Annotated in this window: 18 protein-coding genes; 14 read left to right on the forward strand and 4 right to left on the reverse strand. The window is 65.3% G+C overall.

The features are described 5' to 3' along the window. Nucleotides 1-19: 19 nt before the first annotated feature. The 4 genes from leuC (at nucleotide 20) to M3I56_RS26995 (ending at nucleotide 4,794) form a co-directional block, all read left to right on the forward strand. Nucleotides 20-1,438: a 3-isopropylmalate dehydratase large subunit gene (gene leuC, locus M3I56_RS26980; protein ID WP_254356549.1), complete on the forward strand. Its 1,419-nt coding sequence runs from the start codon at nucleotides 20-22 to the stop codon at nucleotides 1,436-1,438. Beyond that, a complete protein-coding gene (leuD, locus tag M3I56_RS26985; RefSeq protein WP_254356550.1) occupies nucleotides 1,431-2,069 on the forward strand; it encodes a 3-isopropylmalate dehydratase small subunit in 639 nt (212 codons plus the stop codon). Before leuC ends, leuD begins: the two co-directional genes overlap by 8 nt. A 98-nt stretch (nucleotides 2,070-2,167) precedes the next feature. Continuing rightward, on the forward strand, nucleotides 2,168-3,484 hold the full coding sequence (locus M3I56_RS26990) for an MFS transporter (RefSeq protein WP_254356551.1): 1,317 nt from the start codon (nucleotides 2,168-2,170) through the stop codon (nucleotides 3,482-3,484). A gap of 119 nt (nucleotides 3,485-3,603) precedes the next feature. Beyond that, entirely contained in the window at nucleotides 3,604-4,794 is a 1,191-nt protein-coding gene (locus M3I56_RS26995; protein ID WP_254356552.1) for a sugar transporter, read from the forward strand. Between the two features lie 105 nt (nucleotides 4,795-4,899). On the opposite strand, the gene M3I56_RS27000 is transcribed toward M3I56_RS26995, so the two are convergent. Together M3I56_RS27000 and M3I56_RS27005 are read right to left on the reverse strand one after the other, a co-directional pair. After that, complete coding sequence (locus M3I56_RS27000; RefSeq protein ID WP_254356553.1) at nucleotides 4,900-6,327, reverse strand: sensor histidine kinase; 1,428 nt, start codon at nucleotides 6,325-6,327, stop codon at nucleotides 4,900-4,902. Further along, the gene (locus M3I56_RS27005) at nucleotides 6,314-6,979 is read right to left on the reverse strand and encodes a response regulator transcription factor (protein WP_254356554.1); all 666 of its coding nucleotides are present in this window, start codon (nucleotides 6,977-6,979) and stop codon (nucleotides 6,314-6,316) included. Before M3I56_RS27005 ends, M3I56_RS27000 begins: the two co-directional genes overlap by 14 nt. Nucleotides 6,980-7,138: 159 nt before the next feature. Here M3I56_RS27005 and M3I56_RS27010 point away from each other — a divergent pair, with 159 nt between their 5' ends. From M3I56_RS27010 to M3I56_RS27025, 4 genes are all read left to right on the forward strand, one after another. Next, on the forward strand, nucleotides 7,139-8,185 hold the full coding sequence (locus M3I56_RS27010; RefSeq protein ID WP_254356595.1) for an ABC transporter substrate-binding protein: 1,047 nt from the start codon (nucleotides 7,139-7,141) through the stop codon (nucleotides 8,183-8,185). An 88-nt stretch (nucleotides 8,186-8,273) separates the two neighbouring features. Continuing rightward, nucleotides 8,274-9,533, forward strand: a complete 1,260-nt coding sequence (locus M3I56_RS27015; protein WP_302057018.1) for an MFS transporter — start codon at nucleotides 8,274-8,276, stop codon at nucleotides 9,531-9,533. A 199-nt stretch (nucleotides 9,534-9,732) separates the two neighbouring features. Next, nucleotides 9,733-10,107: an alpha/beta fold hydrolase gene (locus tag M3I56_RS27020; RefSeq protein ID WP_254356556.1), complete on the forward strand. Its 375-nt coding sequence runs from the start codon at nucleotides 9,733-9,735 to the stop codon at nucleotides 10,105-10,107. A 133-nt stretch (nucleotides 10,108-10,240) separates the two neighbouring features. Continuing rightward, on the forward strand, nucleotides 10,241-10,585 hold the full coding sequence (locus tag M3I56_RS27025; protein WP_254356557.1) for a hypothetical protein: 345 nt from the start codon (nucleotides 10,241-10,243) through the stop codon (nucleotides 10,583-10,585). A gap of 12 nt (nucleotides 10,586-10,597) precedes the next feature. Here M3I56_RS27025 and M3I56_RS27030 read toward each other — a convergent pair whose 3' ends face one another. After that, complete coding sequence (locus M3I56_RS27030) at nucleotides 10,598-10,972, reverse strand: hypothetical protein (protein WP_254356558.1); 375 nt, start codon at nucleotides 10,970-10,972, stop codon at nucleotides 10,598-10,600. Nucleotides 10,973-11,123: 151 nt separating this feature from the next. On the opposite strand from M3I56_RS27030, the gene M3I56_RS27035 reads away from it, so the two are divergent. Further along, nucleotides 11,124-12,101, forward strand: a complete 978-nt coding sequence (locus tag M3I56_RS27035; RefSeq protein WP_254356559.1) for an IclR family transcriptional regulator — start codon at nucleotides 11,124-11,126, stop codon at nucleotides 12,099-12,101. A gap of 42 nt (nucleotides 12,102-12,143) precedes the next feature. Here the strand turns inward: M3I56_RS27035 and M3I56_RS27040 are convergent, their stop codons facing one another. Next, nucleotides 12,144-13,217 carry a porin gene (locus tag M3I56_RS27040; protein WP_028207175.1) on the reverse strand — a complete coding sequence of 358 codons (1,074 nt, stop codon included), beginning with the start codon at nucleotides 13,215-13,217 and terminating at the stop codon, nucleotides 12,144-12,146. Nucleotides 13,218-13,668: 451 nt separating this feature from the next. Here M3I56_RS27040 and M3I56_RS27045 point away from each other — a divergent pair, with 451 nt between their 5' ends. Genes M3I56_RS27045 through M3I56_RS27065 form a run of 5 tightly spaced genes read left to right on the forward strand, consistent with a single transcriptional unit; the run spans nucleotide 13,669 to nucleotide 16,768 of the window. Then, nucleotides 13,669-13,983, forward strand: coding sequence for a non-heme iron oxygenase ferredoxin subunit (locus M3I56_RS27045; RefSeq protein ID WP_028207176.1), 315 nt, complete (start codon nucleotides 13,669-13,671; stop codon nucleotides 13,981-13,983). 1 nt (nucleotide 13,984) lies between these two features. Further along, nucleotides 13,985-14,296: a recombinase-like helix-turn-helix domain-containing protein gene (locus M3I56_RS27050; RefSeq protein ID WP_254356560.1), complete on the forward strand. Its 312-nt coding sequence runs from the start codon at nucleotides 13,985-13,987 to the stop codon at nucleotides 14,294-14,296. 35 nt (nucleotides 14,297-14,331) lie between these two features. Further along, nucleotides 14,332-15,417, forward strand: a complete 1,086-nt coding sequence (locus M3I56_RS27055) for an aromatic ring-hydroxylating dioxygenase subunit alpha (RefSeq protein ID WP_254356561.1) — start codon at nucleotides 14,332-14,334, stop codon at nucleotides 15,415-15,417. Further along, entirely contained in the window at nucleotides 15,410-16,186 is a 777-nt protein-coding gene (locus M3I56_RS27060; protein ID WP_254356562.1) for an SDR family oxidoreductase, read from the forward strand. The genes M3I56_RS27055 and M3I56_RS27060 overlap by 8 nt, the downstream gene beginning before the upstream one ends. 45 nt (nucleotides 16,187-16,231) lie before the next feature. Next, nucleotides 16,232-16,768, forward strand: a complete 537-nt coding sequence (locus M3I56_RS27065) for a cupin domain-containing protein (protein WP_254356563.1) — start codon at nucleotides 16,232-16,234, stop codon at nucleotides 16,766-16,768. Nucleotides 16,769-16,782: the final 14 nt, after the last annotated feature.

Genomic DNA, 16,782 nt, shown 5'->3' on the forward strand with positions numbered 1-16,782 from the left:
TATTCAGTCGGGCTTCATCATGTCCTCACAAACGCTTTACCGGAAACTGGTTGATTCGCACACCGTATCGATAATCGATGCCGAGCACGTTCTGCTTTACGCCGATCTGCACATCATGAACGAGTACACGAGCCCGCAAGCTTTCGCGGGCTTGCGTGAGAAGGGCCTGCGCGTGCGCCGCCCGCGCCAGCAGATGGGCGTGGTCGATCACGTGATTCCCAGCAAGCCCGTGCCCGTGGCCGCGCGCACGATCGAGATCGTCGATGCCGCGAAGCAGGCCGCGAACTTCACGCGCAACTGCGTGGAGCAGGGCATTCATCTGTTCGATATCCACGATCCCATACAGGGCATCGAGCATGTGGTGGCGCCCGAGATCGGTCTGATTCGCCCCGGCATGGTCGTGCTGTGCGGCGACAGCCACACGACGACCTACGGCGCACTGGGCGCGCTCGGGTTCGGCATCGGCACCTCGGAAGTCGAGCACGTATTGGCGACGCAGACACTCGTTTATCGCGTCGCGAAGGACATGCGCATCGTGGTGGACGGCGCGCTGCCCGCGGGAACGACATCGAAGGATCTCGTGCTGCACATCATTGCGAAGATCGGCGCGCAGGGCGCGCGCGGCTACGCCGTCGAATATGCGGGCGCAGCGATCGCCGGGCTCTCCGCCGAGGCACATATGACCCTCTGCAACATGACCGTGGAGGCGGGCGCGCGCGCCGCGCTGATCGCGCCGGATCGCACGACGCTCGACTACGTGGCCGGCAAGGTCCGCGACCTCGACGCCAGGACGCTCGACGCCGCGTGCAGCGCGTGGTCGAAACTGCGCACCGATGACGATGCCCAGTTCGATATCGAGCATCGCTTCGACGCCGCGCGCGTCGCGCCTTACGTGACATGGGGGACGAGCCCGGACCAGGCGCTGCCGGTGGACGGCCGCATTCCCGAGGCCGCCGAAGGCGCGGGTCTCGACGCCGCGACGCTGCACAAGGCGCTCGATTACATTGGCCTCGCCGCAGGCGCGCCGATCGAGGGCACGCCCATCGACCGCGTGTTCATCGGCTCCTGCACGAACGCACGCATCGAGGATCTGCGCGCCGTCGCTCAGGTCGTGCGTGGCCGCAAGGTGGCCACGACCGTGCGCGCGATGGTCGTGCCGGGCTCGGGCATGGTGCGCGACCAGGCCGAGCGCGAAGGCATTGCGCAACTGCTGATCGACGCGGGCTTCGAGTGGCGCCAGCCGGGCTGCTCGATGTGTCTCGCGATGAACGACGACGTGCTCGCGCCGGGCGAGCGCTGTGCGTCGACGACGAACCGCAATTTCGAAGGGCGCCAGGGGCGCGACAGCAAAACGCATTTGATGAGCCCCGCGATGGCCGCCGCCGCCGCGATAGCGGGCCGCATCGTCGACATTCGCAAGGAGCTTGTACATGGCTAAGCCGTTCATGATCTCGGGCGTTGCCGCGCCGCTACCGGTCAACAACCTCGATACCGACCAGATCATGCCCAAGCAGTTTCTGCTCGGCATCGATAAGTCGGGACTCGCGCGCGGGCTGCTGTACGACTTGCGTTTCGATGCCGATGGCCGCGCGCGGGAGACGTTCGTGCTCAATCGCGCCGAGTATCGCGGCGCGAAGGTGCTCATCGGCGGCTCGAACTTCGGCTGTGGATCGAGCCGCGAACACGCCGTGTGGGGCCTGCAGCAGGCAGGTTTCGAAGCCGTGATCGCGCCGAGCTATGGCGAGATCTTCTATTTCAACTCGACGAACAACCGGCTGCTCCTCGTCACGCTGCCGCGGGAACAGGTCGAGGCGCTGGTCGCGGAGATCGCGGACGGCGACGACAAGCACGTGTCGATCGATGTCGAAAACGAAGTCGTGATCGCGCCTTCGGGCGAGCGCTACGCGTTCTCGCTGCCGACGCGCCAGAAGCAGATGCTCGTGGAAGGGCTCGACATGATCGGCATGACGCTGCGCCAACAGGAGGCGATCGATGCATTCGAGGCGAAACACTGGGCCGCGCAGCCGTGGTGCCGCATCGACCTGCCGGCGCAGCAGCAGCGCGGATAACCCATATTCATAACCAGACCGTTCGTGCGACGCGCGCAACGGCACCGGAGCGCGCTTACCGCCAGGCGCGGCAAGTGCGCCCCCATATGGAGACACCCATGAACATTGCCGCAGTCCATCCGCAGGACGCCGCCGCGCTGGAGCCCAGCGTCGTGCGCAAGGTCTCACGACGCATCACGCCGTTCATCATCGTCCTGTATTTCCTGAGCTTTCTGAACCGCGTGAACGTCGGCTTCGCCGGGCTCACGATGAATCATGACATCGGGCTCACGCAGGCCATGTTCGGCGTTGGCGCGGGGATCTTCTTTGTCGGCTATATCGCGGCCGGCATGCCGTCGAACCTCGCGCTGCAGCGCGTGGGCGCCCGCAGATGGATCGCGCTGCTGATGGTGGCATGGGGTCTGCTTTCCGCGGCCACGGCGTTTGTCACCGGCCCCTATAGCTTCTATACGCTGCGCTTCGTGCTCGGTCTCGCCGAAGCGGGTTTCTTTCCCGGCATCATTCTCTACCTGAGCTTCTGGTTTCCCGCGCGCCATCGCGCATTCGTCACGGCAATGTTCATGACCGCCGCGCCGCTCTCGAACATGATCGGTTCGCCGATCTCGGGCGCACTCATGAGCCTGGAGGGCGTGGCGCATCTGCACGGCTGGCAATGGCTCTTCCTCGTCGAGGGCGCGCCCACTGTGCTGCTCGGGATCGTTTCGTACTTCTATCTGATTGACCGGCCCGAGGACGCGCAGTGGCTCGCGCCCACCGAGCGCGAGTGGCTGAGCGGCGAAATGCGGCGCGAACGCGAAGCGAAGGCGGCGCAGAGCAAGTCGAGCGTGTGGGGCGCGGTGAAGGACCCGCGCGTGCTGCTGCTCGCGCTCGTCTATGCGGGCACGTCGACCGGACTCTATGCCATCGGCATCTGGGCGCCGATGATCATTCACCGCTTCGGCTTCAGCTACTTCGAGCTGGGCCTTGTGAACGCGATTCCGAATCTGTTCGCGGTCGTGACGATGGTGCTGTGGGCGCGCAACTCGGACCGCACGAACGAACGGCGCCTGCACGTTGCGATTGCGTGTCTCGCGGCCGGTATCGGCATGCTGATGTCCGGACACGCCGCCAACGCCATTGTGCTGATCATTGGGCTTTCGATCGCGAACTTCGGCATCAACGCGGCGAAGCCGCCGCTCTGGAGCATGCCCACGCAGTTTCTCTCGGGTTCTGCCGCGGCTGCGGGCATTGCGATCATCAACGCGATGGGCAGCCTCATCGGCGGCACGATCGGCCCGATGGTGATTGGCCGGCTGCGCGACCTGAGCGGCGACTATTCGCTGGGGCTGTATTTCGTCAGCGCGACGCTGCTCGTCTCGGCGGCGCTCGCGTTTGCGTTCGGCTTGCGCGGCCGAAGCATGCAGCCGCAGCCGTGAAATGAGCGCGCCGGCCCGCGCAGGTTGCGGCGAGGGCCAGAAGAGGCACTGCACGGTTCAGGCATCGCATACCGCGCGATACGCGATAATCGCCCTTTATCGATTCCCGCATCTCTCGTATGTCGACGCCTGAACCGGTCTCGTCCGGGCACGCCTGGTGGGGCGTGCTCGTATTGGCGCTCTCGGCCTTCATCTTCAACACGACCGAATTCGTGCCCGTCGCGCTGCTGAGCGCCATTGGCGACAGCCTGCACATGAAGCCGACCGACGTCGGCCTCATGCTGACGATCTACGCGTGGACGGTGGCCGTGGCGTCGCTGCCCCTGATGCTGATGACGCGCAACGTCGAACGCCGCAAGCTGCTGACCTGGATATTCGCGCTCTTCGTCGTCAGCCATATCGTGACGGGCGTGGCGTGGAACTTTACGGTGCTGATGGTGGGCCGGATCGGCATTGCCTTCGCGCACGCCATCTTCTGGTCGATTTCCGTCTCGCTGGTGGTGAGGCTCGCGCCCCCCGGCAACAAGAGCCGCGCGCTCGCCATGCTCGGCATGGGCACCTCGATCGCCATGGTGGCGGGCATTCCGCTTGGGCGCGTGATTGGCGAGACGCTGGGCTGGCGGCAGACCTTCTTCGTCATTGCGGGCGCGGCGGCGGTTGCGCTGCTCATGTTGCGCATCATGCTGCCCGTATTGCCGAGCCAGCAAACGGGCTCGTTCAGCAGCGTGCCCGTGCTGTTCAGAAAGCCGATGCTGGCCTCCCTCTATCTGCTCACGATACTCGTCGTGACCGCGCACTTCACGTCGTATACGTATATCGAGCCCTTCATTCACACCGTGGGCCACGAAAGCAGTCAACGCATCACCTATATCCTGATCCTGTTCGGCAGTGCCGGCATTCCCGCGGCCGTTTTCTTCAATCGCCTTTATCCGCGCGATCCGGCGCAGTTCCTGCAAGCGGCTGTGGTCGCCGTGTGCGTGTGCCTGCTCGTGCTGTTTCCCGCCGCGCTGAGCATCGTCACGTTGTCCGTTCACACGCTGGTTTGGGGCGGGGCGATCGTTTCCTTCGGCCTTGCCATGCAGGCGTGGGTGCTCAAGCTCGCGCCCGAAGCCGCGGATCTCGCGGTCTCGATCTATTCCGGCCTCTATAACGTGGGGATCGGCGCGGGCGCACTGCTTGGCAACCATATTGCCAACGGCTTTGGCGTGTCGTGGGTTGGCAGTTTCGGCGGGGTGGTGGGCGGCATCGGCGCGGCGGTATGCTGGCTGGCGTTGCGCATGTATGCGCGGGCGCATCCTTCAGAGCACTGATGTACTGCGCGCGCGCCGCCGCGCTGGATTATCACGGCACGATCGGCCTCGAAGCCTGGGCGAGCGGCGACGCCGAACTCGCGCTGCAACGCTTTCGCGAGGCGTTCACAGTGGCGTAGCGGGCGGCGGCTCGCCTTCCGCGGGAGGAAACGTCAGCACCACGGCAAAGCCGCCCCCGGCGGGAAACGCAAAGTTCACGCGGCCGCCGTGCGCCTTCATCACCGCCTGCACAATGGCGAGCCCAAGGCCCGAGCCCGTCGTGCGCTCCGCGCCTTCCTGGCCGATGCGCTCGAACGGCCGCAACGCGGCGTCCCAGTGTTCGCGCGCAATGCCGCGTCCGTTGTCGGTCACGGTCAGCGTAACGGCCTCCGGCGAGGCGCTCACGGTGACGACGATATCGTCGGCCTTGCCGTGCAGTAGCGCGTTGTGCAGCACATTCGACAGCGCTTCCTGCAGGCTCACTGGGTCGCCCGCGATCCAGACTTGCGGCGCGCTGCTCTCGAATGCCACTTTCACGTCGCGCTCGTCGGCGAGCGGAATGGTGCGGCCCAGCCCTTCCCTGGCGAGCTTTGCGAGGTCCACGCGCTGCAGCGGGACCACTTCGGTGCGGTGAATCACCATCGCGTGATTGAGCAACTGGCCGGTGAGCCGGCCCACGTCCGAGCAGGTGGCCCGCAACGCTTCGAGCCGCGCGGCGTGGCGCGCGGGATCGGACTCGGTGCTGAGCAGCTCGATCTGCGCGTCCAGCCGCGCGATCGGCGTGCGCATCTGGTGCGCGGCGTCGGCGATAAAGCGCTGCATGGCCGTCATGCGCTCAGCGAGCCGGCCGATCAGCCCGTTGATGGCGCCGATCAGCGCGTTGATTTCGCTTGGCGTGTCGTGCGCGACGGGCCGCAGGTCGGCCGGGTCGCGCGCGGCGATGATCTGCTCGATCTGCGCGAGCGGGCGCAGGCCGCGCCGGATCGCCAGTCCGCTCGCGCCGATGGCGAGCACGCTCATCAGCAGAATCAGCGTCCAGACCTTGAGGCTCATGTCGTTCGTGAGCTGCTGGCGCGCGTGCGTGGTCTGCGCGACCGTGACGAGGGCCCAGCCGGGCGGTCGCGCGTCCGGCATGTAGCGCCCGATGGTCGCCGTGCGCACGCGCTCACCCTGGTAGCGCGCGTTCGCGAATGTCGGACCCTGGCGCGCGCGCATCGCGCTCGTTGTATCGGTCGGTCCGGGAAGGTCGCCATAGCCCGCGACGACCAGGCCGCGCGCGTCGACCACTTTGTAGTAGACGACGTCATAGCGCGAGAGCGTGGAGAGCGCCGCCACCGGCGGATTGAGCGCGAGCACGCCGCCCTGCACGTAGAGGTTTTCGGCGACCTGGATGGTTGCGCCCGCAAGCAGCTGGTCGTAGGCGCGCTCGGACGCGACGCCCGCGTAATAGCGCGCGATACCCGCGAGCGCCGCCGCGCCTGACGCCACCACCAGCGCAATGAAGAGCAGCGTGCGGCCGAGCAGCGTTTTCGGGAACCAGTCAAAGCGCGGCAATTTGATATCCCATGCCGCGCGCCGTGCGGATTTCGACCGAACTGCCCTGCAGCTTCTTGCGCAGGCGCGTGACGTATTGTTCGACCGCGTTCGCGGTCGGCTCGTTGCCGTAGCTGAACAACTGATTCAGCAGTTCTTCCTTTGGGAAGATACGTTGCGGACGGCTGGCGAGGATTTCGAGCAGCGCGAACTCCTGGCGCGAGAGCGAAAGCGGTTTGCCGTCGAGTTCGGCCAGCCGGCTGCTGCGGTCGATGGCGAGACCGCCCAGCCTCACCACATCGTTCGCGTGCCCGCTGTTGCGGCGCAGGAGCGCCTGCACGCGCGCCTCGAGTTCGCGGTAATCGAACGGCTTGACGAGGTAGTCGTCGGCGCCGAGGCCGAGGCCGCTCACGCGGTCGTCGATGGCCGAGCGTGCCGTGAGCAGCAGCACCGGCGTGGTCGAGCCCGCCGCGCGCAGATGGCGCAGGATCTCGAAGCCGTCCATGGCGGGAAGCATCACGTCGAGCACGACCAGGTCGAAGCGCTCCACGCCGAGCAGGCTGTTCGCCGTGGCGCCGTTCGCTTCGAGGTCCACCGCGTGACCGAGGCGCGTGAGGCGGCTGCGGACCGCCGCGCCGATTTCCGCGTCGTCCTCTACCACCAGAATGCGCATGATGCGGTTCCTGCCAAAATCTTCATGGGTGCGATTGCGGGTTTTCCCCGAGGTCTACTCTGCGTGTTTCTCAGCATTTTCTCAGACTCGCCCGGTAATCTCGCGAACCATGGAAGATAGAGCGACGTGATTACGACACGAACCACCGGAGACGGCAAGATGCGCGTGAAGGCGCCGCGGCCTTCACCGCGTCGGCGCGCGCTCGTTGCGGCGGGGCTTGGCGTGGCTGCCGTTGCCGCGGGGCTCGCGCCTGCCTGGGTCCGGGCCACGCCGCGCACGGTGCGCATTTCGAAGGGCTACGGGCTGCTGTACCTGCCGCTGCTCGTGATGGAAAAGGCGCGCCTGTTCGAGCGCCATGCGGCCCGCCAGGGGCTCGCGGACGTGAGCGTGGAGTGGGTGAGGCTCGACGGCGGCAATTCGGTAGACGACGCCATGATGGCCGGCACGCTCGACTTCGCCGCCGTGGGCGCGCCCGGCTTCATCGAACTGTGGGCGCGGGCGCGCGGCATACCGAACGTCGAGGTGATCGGCATCAGCGGTCTTTCGGCCACGGCGCTCTCGCTCAACACGAACCGGCCGCAGATCGCGACGCTGCGCGACTTCACGAGCGCCGACCGCATTGCGGTGCCGGGCATTCGCACCTCGCTTTCGGCCGTCGTGCTGCAAATGGTGGCGAGCAAGCTGCTCGGGCCGCAGCACTTCGCGCAGCTCGATTCGATCACCGTCGGCCTGCCGCATCCGCAGGCCATGCAGTCGCTGATCCGGCGCGAGGGCGGCATTACCGCGCATTTCGCGTCGCCGCCATTCTCGACGCTGGAATTGCAGCAGCCGGGCATCCACCGCGTGGTCAATTCGGTCGACGTGCTCGGGCCGCTCACGCTCGACGTGGTGTTCGCGCCCAAGCGCCTTGTCGATACCGAGCCGGCGCTGGCAAGAGCGTTCCTTCACGCGCTCGACGAGGCGAACCGGATGATCGCGCAGGACAAGGCGGCCGCGGCGCAGATCTATGTCGATTCGTCGGGCTTCGGCGCGTCGCGCGAGCACGTAGTGCAGACGCTCTCTGCGCCGGAGTCGCGCTTTTCGGTCTGGCCCGAGCAGTTGATGGAGTACGTGGATTTTCTGTACATGGTGGGCACGATCAAGGCGAAGCCGCGCACATGGAACGACATGTTCGTGGCGATGCTCGGGGAATTCCGTCCGTCCTAGACAGACGCATAGACACAAATAAACGTAGGAGAACAGAGTGAATATAGACACAACCGTCGATCAACAGTCCGCTGAAGAGCGGGATGTCATGTCGAAGATCGCACGCCGCCTAATGCCGATCCTCGTCGTGATGTTTCTGATCTCGTTCATCGACCGCCAAAACGTCGGCTTCGCGAAACTGCAGATGGTGCACAGCCTCAACATGACCGAAACGGCGTTCGGCCTTGCGTCGTCGCTGTTCTTCATCGGCTATCTGCTGTTCGAAGTGCCCAGCACGCTCGCGCTGCACCGCTTCGGCGCGCGCGTGTGGCTCGCGCGCATCATGCTCACCTGGGGTGTGATTACGGTACTGATGGGCTTCACCACGTCGATGAAAGTGTTCTGCGGCCTGCGCCTCGCGCTGGGCGTGGCCGAAGCCGGCTTCTATCCCGGCGTGATCTACTATCTCACGCTGTGGTTTCCGCAAAGCTATCGCGCGCGCGTGCTCGGCATCTTCACGCTGGGCAGTGCGCTCGCCAACATGCTGGGCTCGCTCGTGGGCGGCTGGCTGCTGAGCCTCAATGGCGTCTGGGGCCTCGCCGGCTGGCAGTGGGTGTTCATCGCCACGGGCCTGCCCGCCGTGCTGGTCGGCATCGCCGTGTTCAGGCTGCTGCCGGCGTCATACCAGGAAGCGCGCTTTCTGAACGAGCGCGAAAAGCAGATCGTAGCGGCCGCGCACGAGCGCGAGAAGCCCGAGCACGCCGAACACGCGCAGCCCTGGAAGGCGCTGCTCGATCCACGCGTGATGCTGTTCGCGGCGACCTATATGCTGATGTCGACGTCGCTGTACGGCGTGACCTACTGGCTGCCCACGCTCGTGAAGTCGTTTGGCGTGTCGAGCAGCGTGAACGGGCTGTTGAGCATGCTGCCGTGGGCGCTGGCGGTATTGCTGCTGCTGTGGCTGCCGTCGAAGCTGCGCCGCGCGAAAAGCATTCTGCGCGCGATGGCGATCGTCGCGGCGCTCGGCACGCTGGGCTTCCTGCTGAGTCTCCTGCTGCCTTCCACGCCGCTGCGTTTCATCGCGCTCGTGTTCGGCGGCGCGTGCATTCCGCTGCTGTACCCGTGCTTCTGGTCGATGCCGCCGCGCTACTTCACCGGCGCGCGGGCGGCGGCGAGCGTCGCAGCGATCAACTCGATCGGCAATCTCGGCGGCTTCTTTGGCCAGAACCTCATGCCGCTCGCGGGCAAGGTCACGGGCACCGCATTCGGACCGATGATCGTGCCGATCGTGTGCCTCGCGGTGCTCGGTCTCGGCGTCGCGGTGGCGTGGGGACGTACCGGGCGTGCGTTGGAGGGCGTGCCGGCCTGAAGCTGGCTTGACCCGGTGGGCTTTCGCATCATGCTGGCGCGCCCGGAACGCTTGCAAACGCTCGTGATCCAGAATGCGAACAGCCACGAGGAAAGCCTCGGGCGCAAGTGGGCGGCGATCCGGGAGTACTGGGCCAACCCGGCGGCGAAGCCCGAGGTCTTCGAGGCGTTTGTTTCGTTCGAAGGCGCGCGGCTTCGCCATGCTGGCGACAGCCCGAACCCCGAGCGCTACAACCCGTACACGTGGACGGACGGAGTTCGCGTTTCTCAATCTGCCGGGCCACGCCGAAATCCAGGCCGCGCTGCTTTGCGACTACCGCACCAATGTTGCCGCTTACCCGGCATGGCAGGCATGGCTGCGCGCGCATCGACCGCGCACGCTCGTGATGTGGGGTCGCTACGACAGTTCGTTCGTCGCGGCGGCGGGGGCCGCGTATCAGCGCGACCTGCCCGACGCCGAGGTGCATCTGCTCGATGCGGGCCACTTCGCGCTCGACGAAAACGTAGACGAAATCGCGGCGCTGATGCACGCGTTTCTCGCGAAACACCTACGTAGCCGCTCGTCGCGTCCATAGGGCCAGAAAGGGATCGCGATTGTATTTCTGGCGGTAACAGTGAATTCAGTCTATGGGCATAGACTTTCGATAGGGCGACCCTAAAATCCACTTTCATGTGAGCGTATTGCGACGCTCGATGTGAGAGGGATTCATGGAGCAGATTTTCAAGGGGACCGTCAGGCTTGCGGGTGTGGCGAGCCGGTCCTGGCCCAAGCTCGCCGTATCGCTTGCCGCCGCCTGCGCCGTGCTCGCGGGTTGCGCGTCGGCCGGCGACGTCACCACGGCGGGCAATCCGGGCACGTACGTCGTTTCGGCGTCCGCAACGGGCGGGCGCCTCGCGTGGGCGCGCGCCCACAAGCGCGCGGTGAGCGAAGCCAACGACTACTGCGAGAGCCGCGGCATGCAAACGAGTCTCGGCATGGAGCACACCGAAGGGCTCGAGGCGCTGCAGCAGCAGGCCTCCGTTATCCGCTTCGAGTGCCATCCCAAACTTTGATGCGCGTGCCCCTCAGCGAATCACGAACGTTTCCCGGCGAGCCCCGTACCACTTCGTGACTTCGGAGTGCGCGGTCAATCTGGACGACTTCAGAATCGGGCTCGTGACGCGATACAGCCGGTCCGGGTCGGGCCCGTACATGTATAGGTAGCCGTCGTTGCCGTCGAGGTGAATTTCGGTTTCGCCGAGTTCGCCGGCGTCCGCGCGCTCGATGGCGCTGGCCAGCCGCTGTTCGAGCGTATGAATCTGGGGGCGGTCTTTCGGGTAGTAGTCGAAATGGACCATCATGGCCGGTCCCGGCGGCTTCTGCGCGGGTTGCGCGGCGGCGCTGCCCGCGGCGAGTGCGATGCCCAGTAACGTGGCGAGTGTTTTCCGGATTTTCGGCATGGGTGGATGGCATCCGCGAGAGAAGCTGCGATGTTCGCATATCGACGGGGCGGCATGGGGTCGCGGTGCTTCGCGTTATGATTGACCCCATCAAAGAAAGGTCCGGCCGGGTAACACCCGGTCCAACCCGGTCCACCCATTCAAGCCGCCAATGGTCACGAAACAAACCACAGGCCCCGCGCGCCGCAGCGCCGGGCCGGGCAAGCGCGCAGCGCTGCCTCCCGAGGAGACCCCAGCCGACGTGGATGCCGCCGGTTCGAATGCCGAAGCGAATCCCGAAGCGGACGAAGAGGGCACGGGCGCATCCACCTATCTCGTGCCGGGCCTCGAGCGCGGCCTGCGCATTCTCGCCGAATTCTCGGCGCGCGAGCCCGTGCTGGGGGCGCCCGAACTTTCGCGGCGCATCGGCATTCCGCGCACGACCACGTTTCGCCTCCTGCAGACCCTCGAAGCACTCGGCTTCATCGAGCGCGCCAACGGCGACCGGCAATACCGGCTGAGCGTAGCGGTGCTGCGCCTCGGCTTCGAATATCTCAGCTCGCTCGAACTCACCGACTTCGGCACGCCGCTGCTCGAGCGCCTGCGCGACGCGACGGGCCTCAGCACCCATCTGCTGATTCGCGACGGGCGCGACGTGGTGTTCGTGGCGAAGGCGCAAACGCGTGAGCCGATGTTCAGTTCGGTGAAGGTTCATGTGGGCACGCGCTTGCCCGCGCACGCCACCGTGCATGGCCAGGTGCTGATGGGCGACCTCACGCTCGCCGAACTGCGCACGCTCTACCCCGAGAAGCAGCTCGAACGTTACACGGAGCGCACGCCCGCGACCGTCGCCGATCTCTATGCGCGCGTGCGCGAGTTCGCGCAGCAGGGCTATGCGGTGAGCGAAGCGTCGTTCGAAACCGGCATCTCGGTGGTCAGCGCACCGGTGCGGGATCAGTCGGGCCGTATCGTGGCGGCGCTCACGGCAACCGTGCCGCGATCGGACATCGGCGAGGCCGAGCGTGCACCGCTGGTCGCCGCCGTGTGCGCCGCGGCGATCGACCTCTCGGCGCGGCTCAATTACCGGCCCGCGCCGAGCGACCCCACTGCGGCACAGGCCGCGCGCACCCGCAATTCGCACGCGCTCTGAATCTGAGGCCAGGCTCAGGCACGGCGCCCGCAGGCGCCGCGATCAGAACGAGTGGTGAATGCCCGCGAGCACAATCGCCTGATTGCGCCCGCTCGACACGCCCGCGGTGAAAAAGGCCGCCTGCGCTTCGGAGTTGGCGTGCTGGTAAAGCGCGTTCACATAGACCTGCGTGCTCTTCGAAAGCGAATACACGTCGCCGATCATCGCCTGGGTCCAGCGGCGGCCGGACAGCGTGGACGTTGCCGCGCCGCCCACTACGGCGTTGGCCGTCGTGAACTGGTAGTTCGCACCGGCGTCGTAGCTCTGGAACGTGTCGGAGTAGCCGTTGGACTGCAGCTTCGTGCGAGTGTAGAGCCCGTGTACGAGCAGCTTGCCGAATGAGTACGACGCGCCCACGCCCATGTTCTCGACCTTGTCGGCGATATACGTGGCCGCCGGTTGACCCTGGAATTCCGTGATGCCGGTGGTCGCTATCGACACCGAGCGGTCGTGCTCGTTCGACCACGACGCGCCGGCCTTGAACGGACCGTTAGCATAACTGAGCGAAAAGCTCATCGTTCTGCCGGTCGAGAAGTTCGTGGTATTGCCGAAGCCGAACATGGCGCCCGCCGTGAAGCCGTAAAAGCTCGGCGAACGATATTTGACCGAGTTGTTGTAAGGCACGACGCCCGTATCGGCCAACTGGTCGATGTTGCCCGGGTGGAACGCGTACCAGCTCGCCGCGAGATAAGCCGTGCTGAACGGACCGAGTGTGTCGAACGAGAACGGCGTTTGATTGCCCAGCGTGAGCGTGCCGAACTGCTCTGAATTCAGGCCCACATACGCCTGGCGGTTGAACAGCGTGTTGGCCTTCGCCAACGCGCCCGTATTGGTGTAGAAGCCGTTTTCCAGCTGGAAGATCGCCTTGAGGCCCCCGCCCAGATCCTCCTGGCCGCGCAGGCCCCAGCGGTCGGGCTGGGTGTTGCCCTGCTCCATCATCCACTTCGAGTGGCCCCCGACGTTGCTGATGTAGGCCACGCCCGCATCCAGACTGCCATAAAGCGTGACGCTGCTTTGCGCCCATGCAGACGAGACGGCGCAAATGCCCGTCAACCCCGCGGCAATGAAATGCTTCAACTTTGGACTCCTGATCGTATGACGAAAAGCCGGGCGAGTTGATCCGGCATCCCCAACCCGCATGGCCAACTCATAGGCAGTGCGCGGCGTGCTTCTGTCGGCAAGCGCTCTCGCGTGGCTCCGTTTGTTCCATATATGGTTAGACGTGCTGCCTATGGAAAGTATAGAGACTCTTGCGAGACGCCAAAACACTTTTTTGGGACGGTGATTCCCCCAGGTGCGGCCCGGCGCCCGGATGCGCCATACGCGCGTAAGTGCACGTGCCGTAAGCGTTTTGGCAACCAGAACGGCACCCTCGGCGACCCTGGCGGTGTCATCTTGCATGCTGCGGTCGGTGTTTTCCCCAGGCACGCCGGATTTCTATTTTTTTCTTCCCGAGACCGTCTCATAATTGACCATACACGAACTACTGTTCCGTATATGGAACACGGTTGAACGGGAAAGGTGACACATGGCTGAAGAATGGCGCTGCGCCGGGCATGCCGGCGATCTGTCCGAAGACGGGCCGCTCGAATACAAACTCGACGGCACGGAGATCGGCATCTACAAAGTGGGCGACGAGATCTACGCGCTGGAAAACGTCTGCCCACACGCTTACGCGTTGCTGACGCAGGGCTTCGTCGATGGCGACACCGTCGAATGTCCGCTGCACGAAGCCGTGTTCCATATCCCGACCGGCAAGTGCCTCAAGGAGCCTGGCGGCCGCGATCTGAAGAGGTACTCAGTGCGGCTCGCCGGTGAAGAAATCCAGATCAAGGTGGAATGACATGCGAGAAGTCCCCGTGAATTTCAATCCGTCGCTCAAGCCATGGCTCGCGCCGCAACCGAACAACGTCGCCGGCAAGGGCGTGATCGAGCAGCCGGGCGAGGCGCAAAACCTGGTGTGGCAAACGCGTAAGGCGGAGCCCACGCAATACGAAAACGACTTCGGCGACGCGCTCGAACAGGTGTTCGAAGCGGGCGCCGCCGAACTCGAGGAAGTCGTGTCGGGCCTGAACCGCATCGGCTTTCGCACGCCCGAAGGCGCAGCCTGGAACGCCGAGCGTCTCGCCGCCGAGTTCCGTTTGCTCGCCGAATGAGCCGGCGCTGCCCACACTGAATACGGAGACCCCACATGACGTCCCCCACGATTGAAGCCGCAGGCGGCGCCGATCCCATCCGCGCCTATCTCGACCGCGGCATCAAGAACTACTGGTATCCCGTCGCCCCGAGCTGGCAGGTGGGCAACGCGCCCATCGGCATCACGCGCCTCGGCGAACAGATCGTGTTGTGGCGCGATCAGGACGGCCAGGTCCATGCGCTCGAAGACCGTTGCCCGCACCGCGGCGCACGCCTGTCCCTCGGCTGGAACCTCGGCAACCGCGTGGCGTGCTGGTATCACGGCATCGAAGTCGATGGCGGCGGCACGGTGCAAAACGTCCCGGCCGTTTCGGCGTGCCCGCTCGAAGGGCAGAAGTGCGTGAAGTCGTATCCGGCGCAGGAGCATGCCGGCGCGGTGTTTCTGTGGTTCGGCGACGAAGCGCACCAGGAAGCCGCCCCGCTGCAATTGCCGGAGGAACTCGTTGGTGAGGAGTACGCAAGCTTTCTGTGCATGTCGAACTGGAAATGCAATTACCAGTACGCCATCGACAACGTGATGGACCCGATGCACGGCGCGTATCTGCACGCCACTTCCCACTCGATGGCCGATGGCGACAAGCAGGCCGACATGCGCGTGCGCAAGACCGAATCCGGCCTCGTGTTCGAAAAGATCGGTCAGCGCGACGTCAACTTCGACTGGGTCGAACTGGGCGAAACCGGCTGCCTGTGGATGCGCCTCGCAATTCCGTACAAGAAGAAGTTCGGCCCGGGTGGCAACTTCGGCATCATCGGCTTCGCCGTGCCGGTGGACGAAAACAACTGCCAGGTCTACTTCTGGCGCACGCGCAAAGTACAGGGCTGGCAGCGCGACGCATGGCGCTTCATGTATCGCAATCGCCTGGAAGGTCTGCATTGGGCCGTGCTGGAGCAAGACCGCTACGTGCTGGAAAGCATGGCGCCGAACGCGCGCGATCACGAATTCCTCTATCAGCACGACGTCGGCATGACGCGTGTGCGACGCATGCTGCGCCAGCGCGCCCAGCAGCACTTTGCCGAACTCGACGCGCTGCGCGCCCAGCCGGACGCCAACGCACAAACCGCCGGGCATGGCCATGCATGACGCCACGTTCGCGGTGCAGGTCGCGCTCGCCGGGCGGCGCGTGGTCGTCACGGGCGGCGCACGCGGTCTGGGCGCGGCGTTCGTGAAGACGCTCGCAACGGCCGGCGCGCGTGTGACCTTCGGCGACGTGCTGGTCGAGGCGGGCGAAGCGCTTGCTCAGCAACTCGCCGCAGCCGGGCACGACGTCGCCTTCGCGCCGCTCGATCTCGCGCAACCGGCAAGCATCGCCGCCTTCGTCGATGCCGCCGCGCAGCGCATGGGCGGCGTGGACGCGCTCATCAACAACGCGGCGATCACGAACTCGGGTGGCAAACTCGCGCACGAAGTGAGCGTAGAGACGTGGGACGCGGTGATGGACGTGAACGTGCGCGGCACCTGGCTCATGTGCGCGGCAGCACAGCGCTGGCTGCGCGAGTCGGGCCGCGGCGCGATCGTCAACATCGCTTCCGATACGGCACTGTGGGGCGCGCCCAAACTGCTCGCCTACGTGGCGAGCAAGGGCGCCGTGATCGCGATGACGCATTCACTCGCGCGTGAATTCGGCGCGGACGGCATCACCGTCAATGCCATTGCGCCCGGCCTGACCGAAGTGGAGGCGACGGCCTACGTACCGGCCGAGCGCCATGCGTATTACCTGGAAGGGCGCGCGCTGCGGCGCGCGCAGGTGCCCGAGGACGTGACGGGCCCGGTGTTGTTCCTCTTGTCCGACGCCGCGCGTTTCGTGACCGGACAATTGCTGCCGGTCAACGGTGGCTTCGTGATGAACTGATTTCGTAGAACTGACGATACGTTCGAAAGAACCCAAGGAGAAAACATGGCTGATGCCGATATCGAGCGCAAGTCGTGGGACCGCCCCGCCGACGCGAGCTTTGAAGACTGGATGAACATGCGCGTGGCGCGCTTCGAAACGCGCCGCTACGACTGGGACGCGCTGAAGTTCCAGGCCGACTACGACCCGAAGTACCGCCGCGCGCAGATGCGCTATGTGGGCACGGGCGGTACGGGCGTCGCGAAGGACGTCAACACCGTGCCCGCTGGCGGCTTCACGTTCTCGACCATGGTGATTCCGGCCGGCAACATCGGCCCGAGCCATATCCATATCGATGTCGAAGAAATTTTCTTCGTGCTGCGCGGCAAGATGAAGGTCGTCTGCGAGAAGGACGGCGAGACGTGGGAAGCCGTGCTGGGCGAACGCGACCTGATTTCGGTGCCGCCGGGCGTGTACCGCACGGAAATCAACGTGGGCGAGGAAGACGCGCTGATGTGCGTGATGCTCGGCTCGTCGAAGCCCATCACGCCGACGTATCCGCCCGACTCGCCGCTCGCGAAGATCAAGCGCGAGATGAAGTAGGCGACATAGCCGCA

Origin of the sequence: Paraburkholderia sp. CNPSo 3281, assembly GCF_024206515.1 — a bacterium.
Classification (GTDB): Bacteria; Pseudomonadota; Gammaproteobacteria; order Burkholderiales; family Burkholderiaceae; genus Paraburkholderia; species Paraburkholderia nodosa.

What these genes read in the sequence shown, in the direction of transcription:
- leuC (WP_254356549.1), top strand. Translation starts at nt 20, where the DNA reads ATGTCCTCACAAACGCTTTACCGGAAACTGGTTGATTCGCACACCGTA.
- leuD (WP_254356550.1), top strand. Translation starts at nt 1,431, where the DNA reads ATGGCTAAGCCGTTCATGATCTCGGGCGTTGCCGCGCCGCTACCGGTC.
- M3I56_RS26990 (WP_254356551.1), top strand. Translation starts at nt 2,168, where the DNA reads ATGAACATTGCCGCAGTCCATCCGCAGGACGCCGCCGCGCTGGAGCCC.
- M3I56_RS26995 (WP_254356552.1), top strand. Translation starts at nt 3,604, where the DNA reads ATGTCGACGCCTGAACCGGTCTCGTCCGGGCACGCCTGGTGGGGCGTG.
- M3I56_RS27005 (WP_254356554.1), bottom strand. Translation starts at nt 6,979, where the DNA reads ATGCGCATTCTGGTGGTAGAGGACGACGCGGAAATCGGCGCGGCGGTC.
- M3I56_RS27010 (WP_254356595.1), top strand. Translation starts at nt 7,139, where the DNA reads ATGCGCGTGAAGGCGCCGCGGCCTTCACCGCGTCGGCGCGCGCTCGTT.
- M3I56_RS27015 (WP_302057018.1), top strand. Translation starts at nt 8,274, where the DNA reads ATGTCGAAGATCGCACGCCGCCTAATGCCGATCCTCGTCGTGATGTTT.
- M3I56_RS27020 (WP_254356556.1), top strand. Translation starts at nt 9,733, where the DNA reads ATGCTGGCGACAGCCCGAACCCCGAGCGCTACAACCCGTACACGTGGA.
- M3I56_RS27025 (WP_254356557.1), top strand. Translation starts at nt 10,241, where the DNA reads ATGGAGCAGATTTTCAAGGGGACCGTCAGGCTTGCGGGTGTGGCGAGC.
- M3I56_RS27030 (WP_254356558.1), bottom strand. Translation starts at nt 10,972, where the DNA reads ATGCCGAAAATCCGGAAAACACTCGCCACGTTACTGGGCATCGCACTC.
- M3I56_RS27035 (WP_254356559.1), top strand. Translation starts at nt 11,124, where the DNA reads ATGGTCACGAAACAAACCACAGGCCCCGCGCGCCGCAGCGCCGGGCCG.
- M3I56_RS27045 (WP_028207176.1), top strand. Translation starts at nt 13,669, where the DNA reads ATGGCTGAAGAATGGCGCTGCGCCGGGCATGCCGGCGATCTGTCCGAA.
- M3I56_RS27050 (WP_254356560.1), top strand. Translation starts at nt 13,985, where the DNA reads ATGCGAGAAGTCCCCGTGAATTTCAATCCGTCGCTCAAGCCATGGCTC.
- M3I56_RS27055 (WP_254356561.1), top strand. Translation starts at nt 14,332, where the DNA reads ATGACGTCCCCCACGATTGAAGCCGCAGGCGGCGCCGATCCCATCCGC.
- M3I56_RS27060 (WP_254356562.1), top strand. Translation starts at nt 15,410, where the DNA reads ATGCATGACGCCACGTTCGCGGTGCAGGTCGCGCTCGCCGGGCGGCGC.
- M3I56_RS27065 (WP_254356563.1), top strand. Translation starts at nt 16,232, where the DNA reads ATGGCTGATGCCGATATCGAGCGCAAGTCGTGGGACCGCCCCGCCGAC.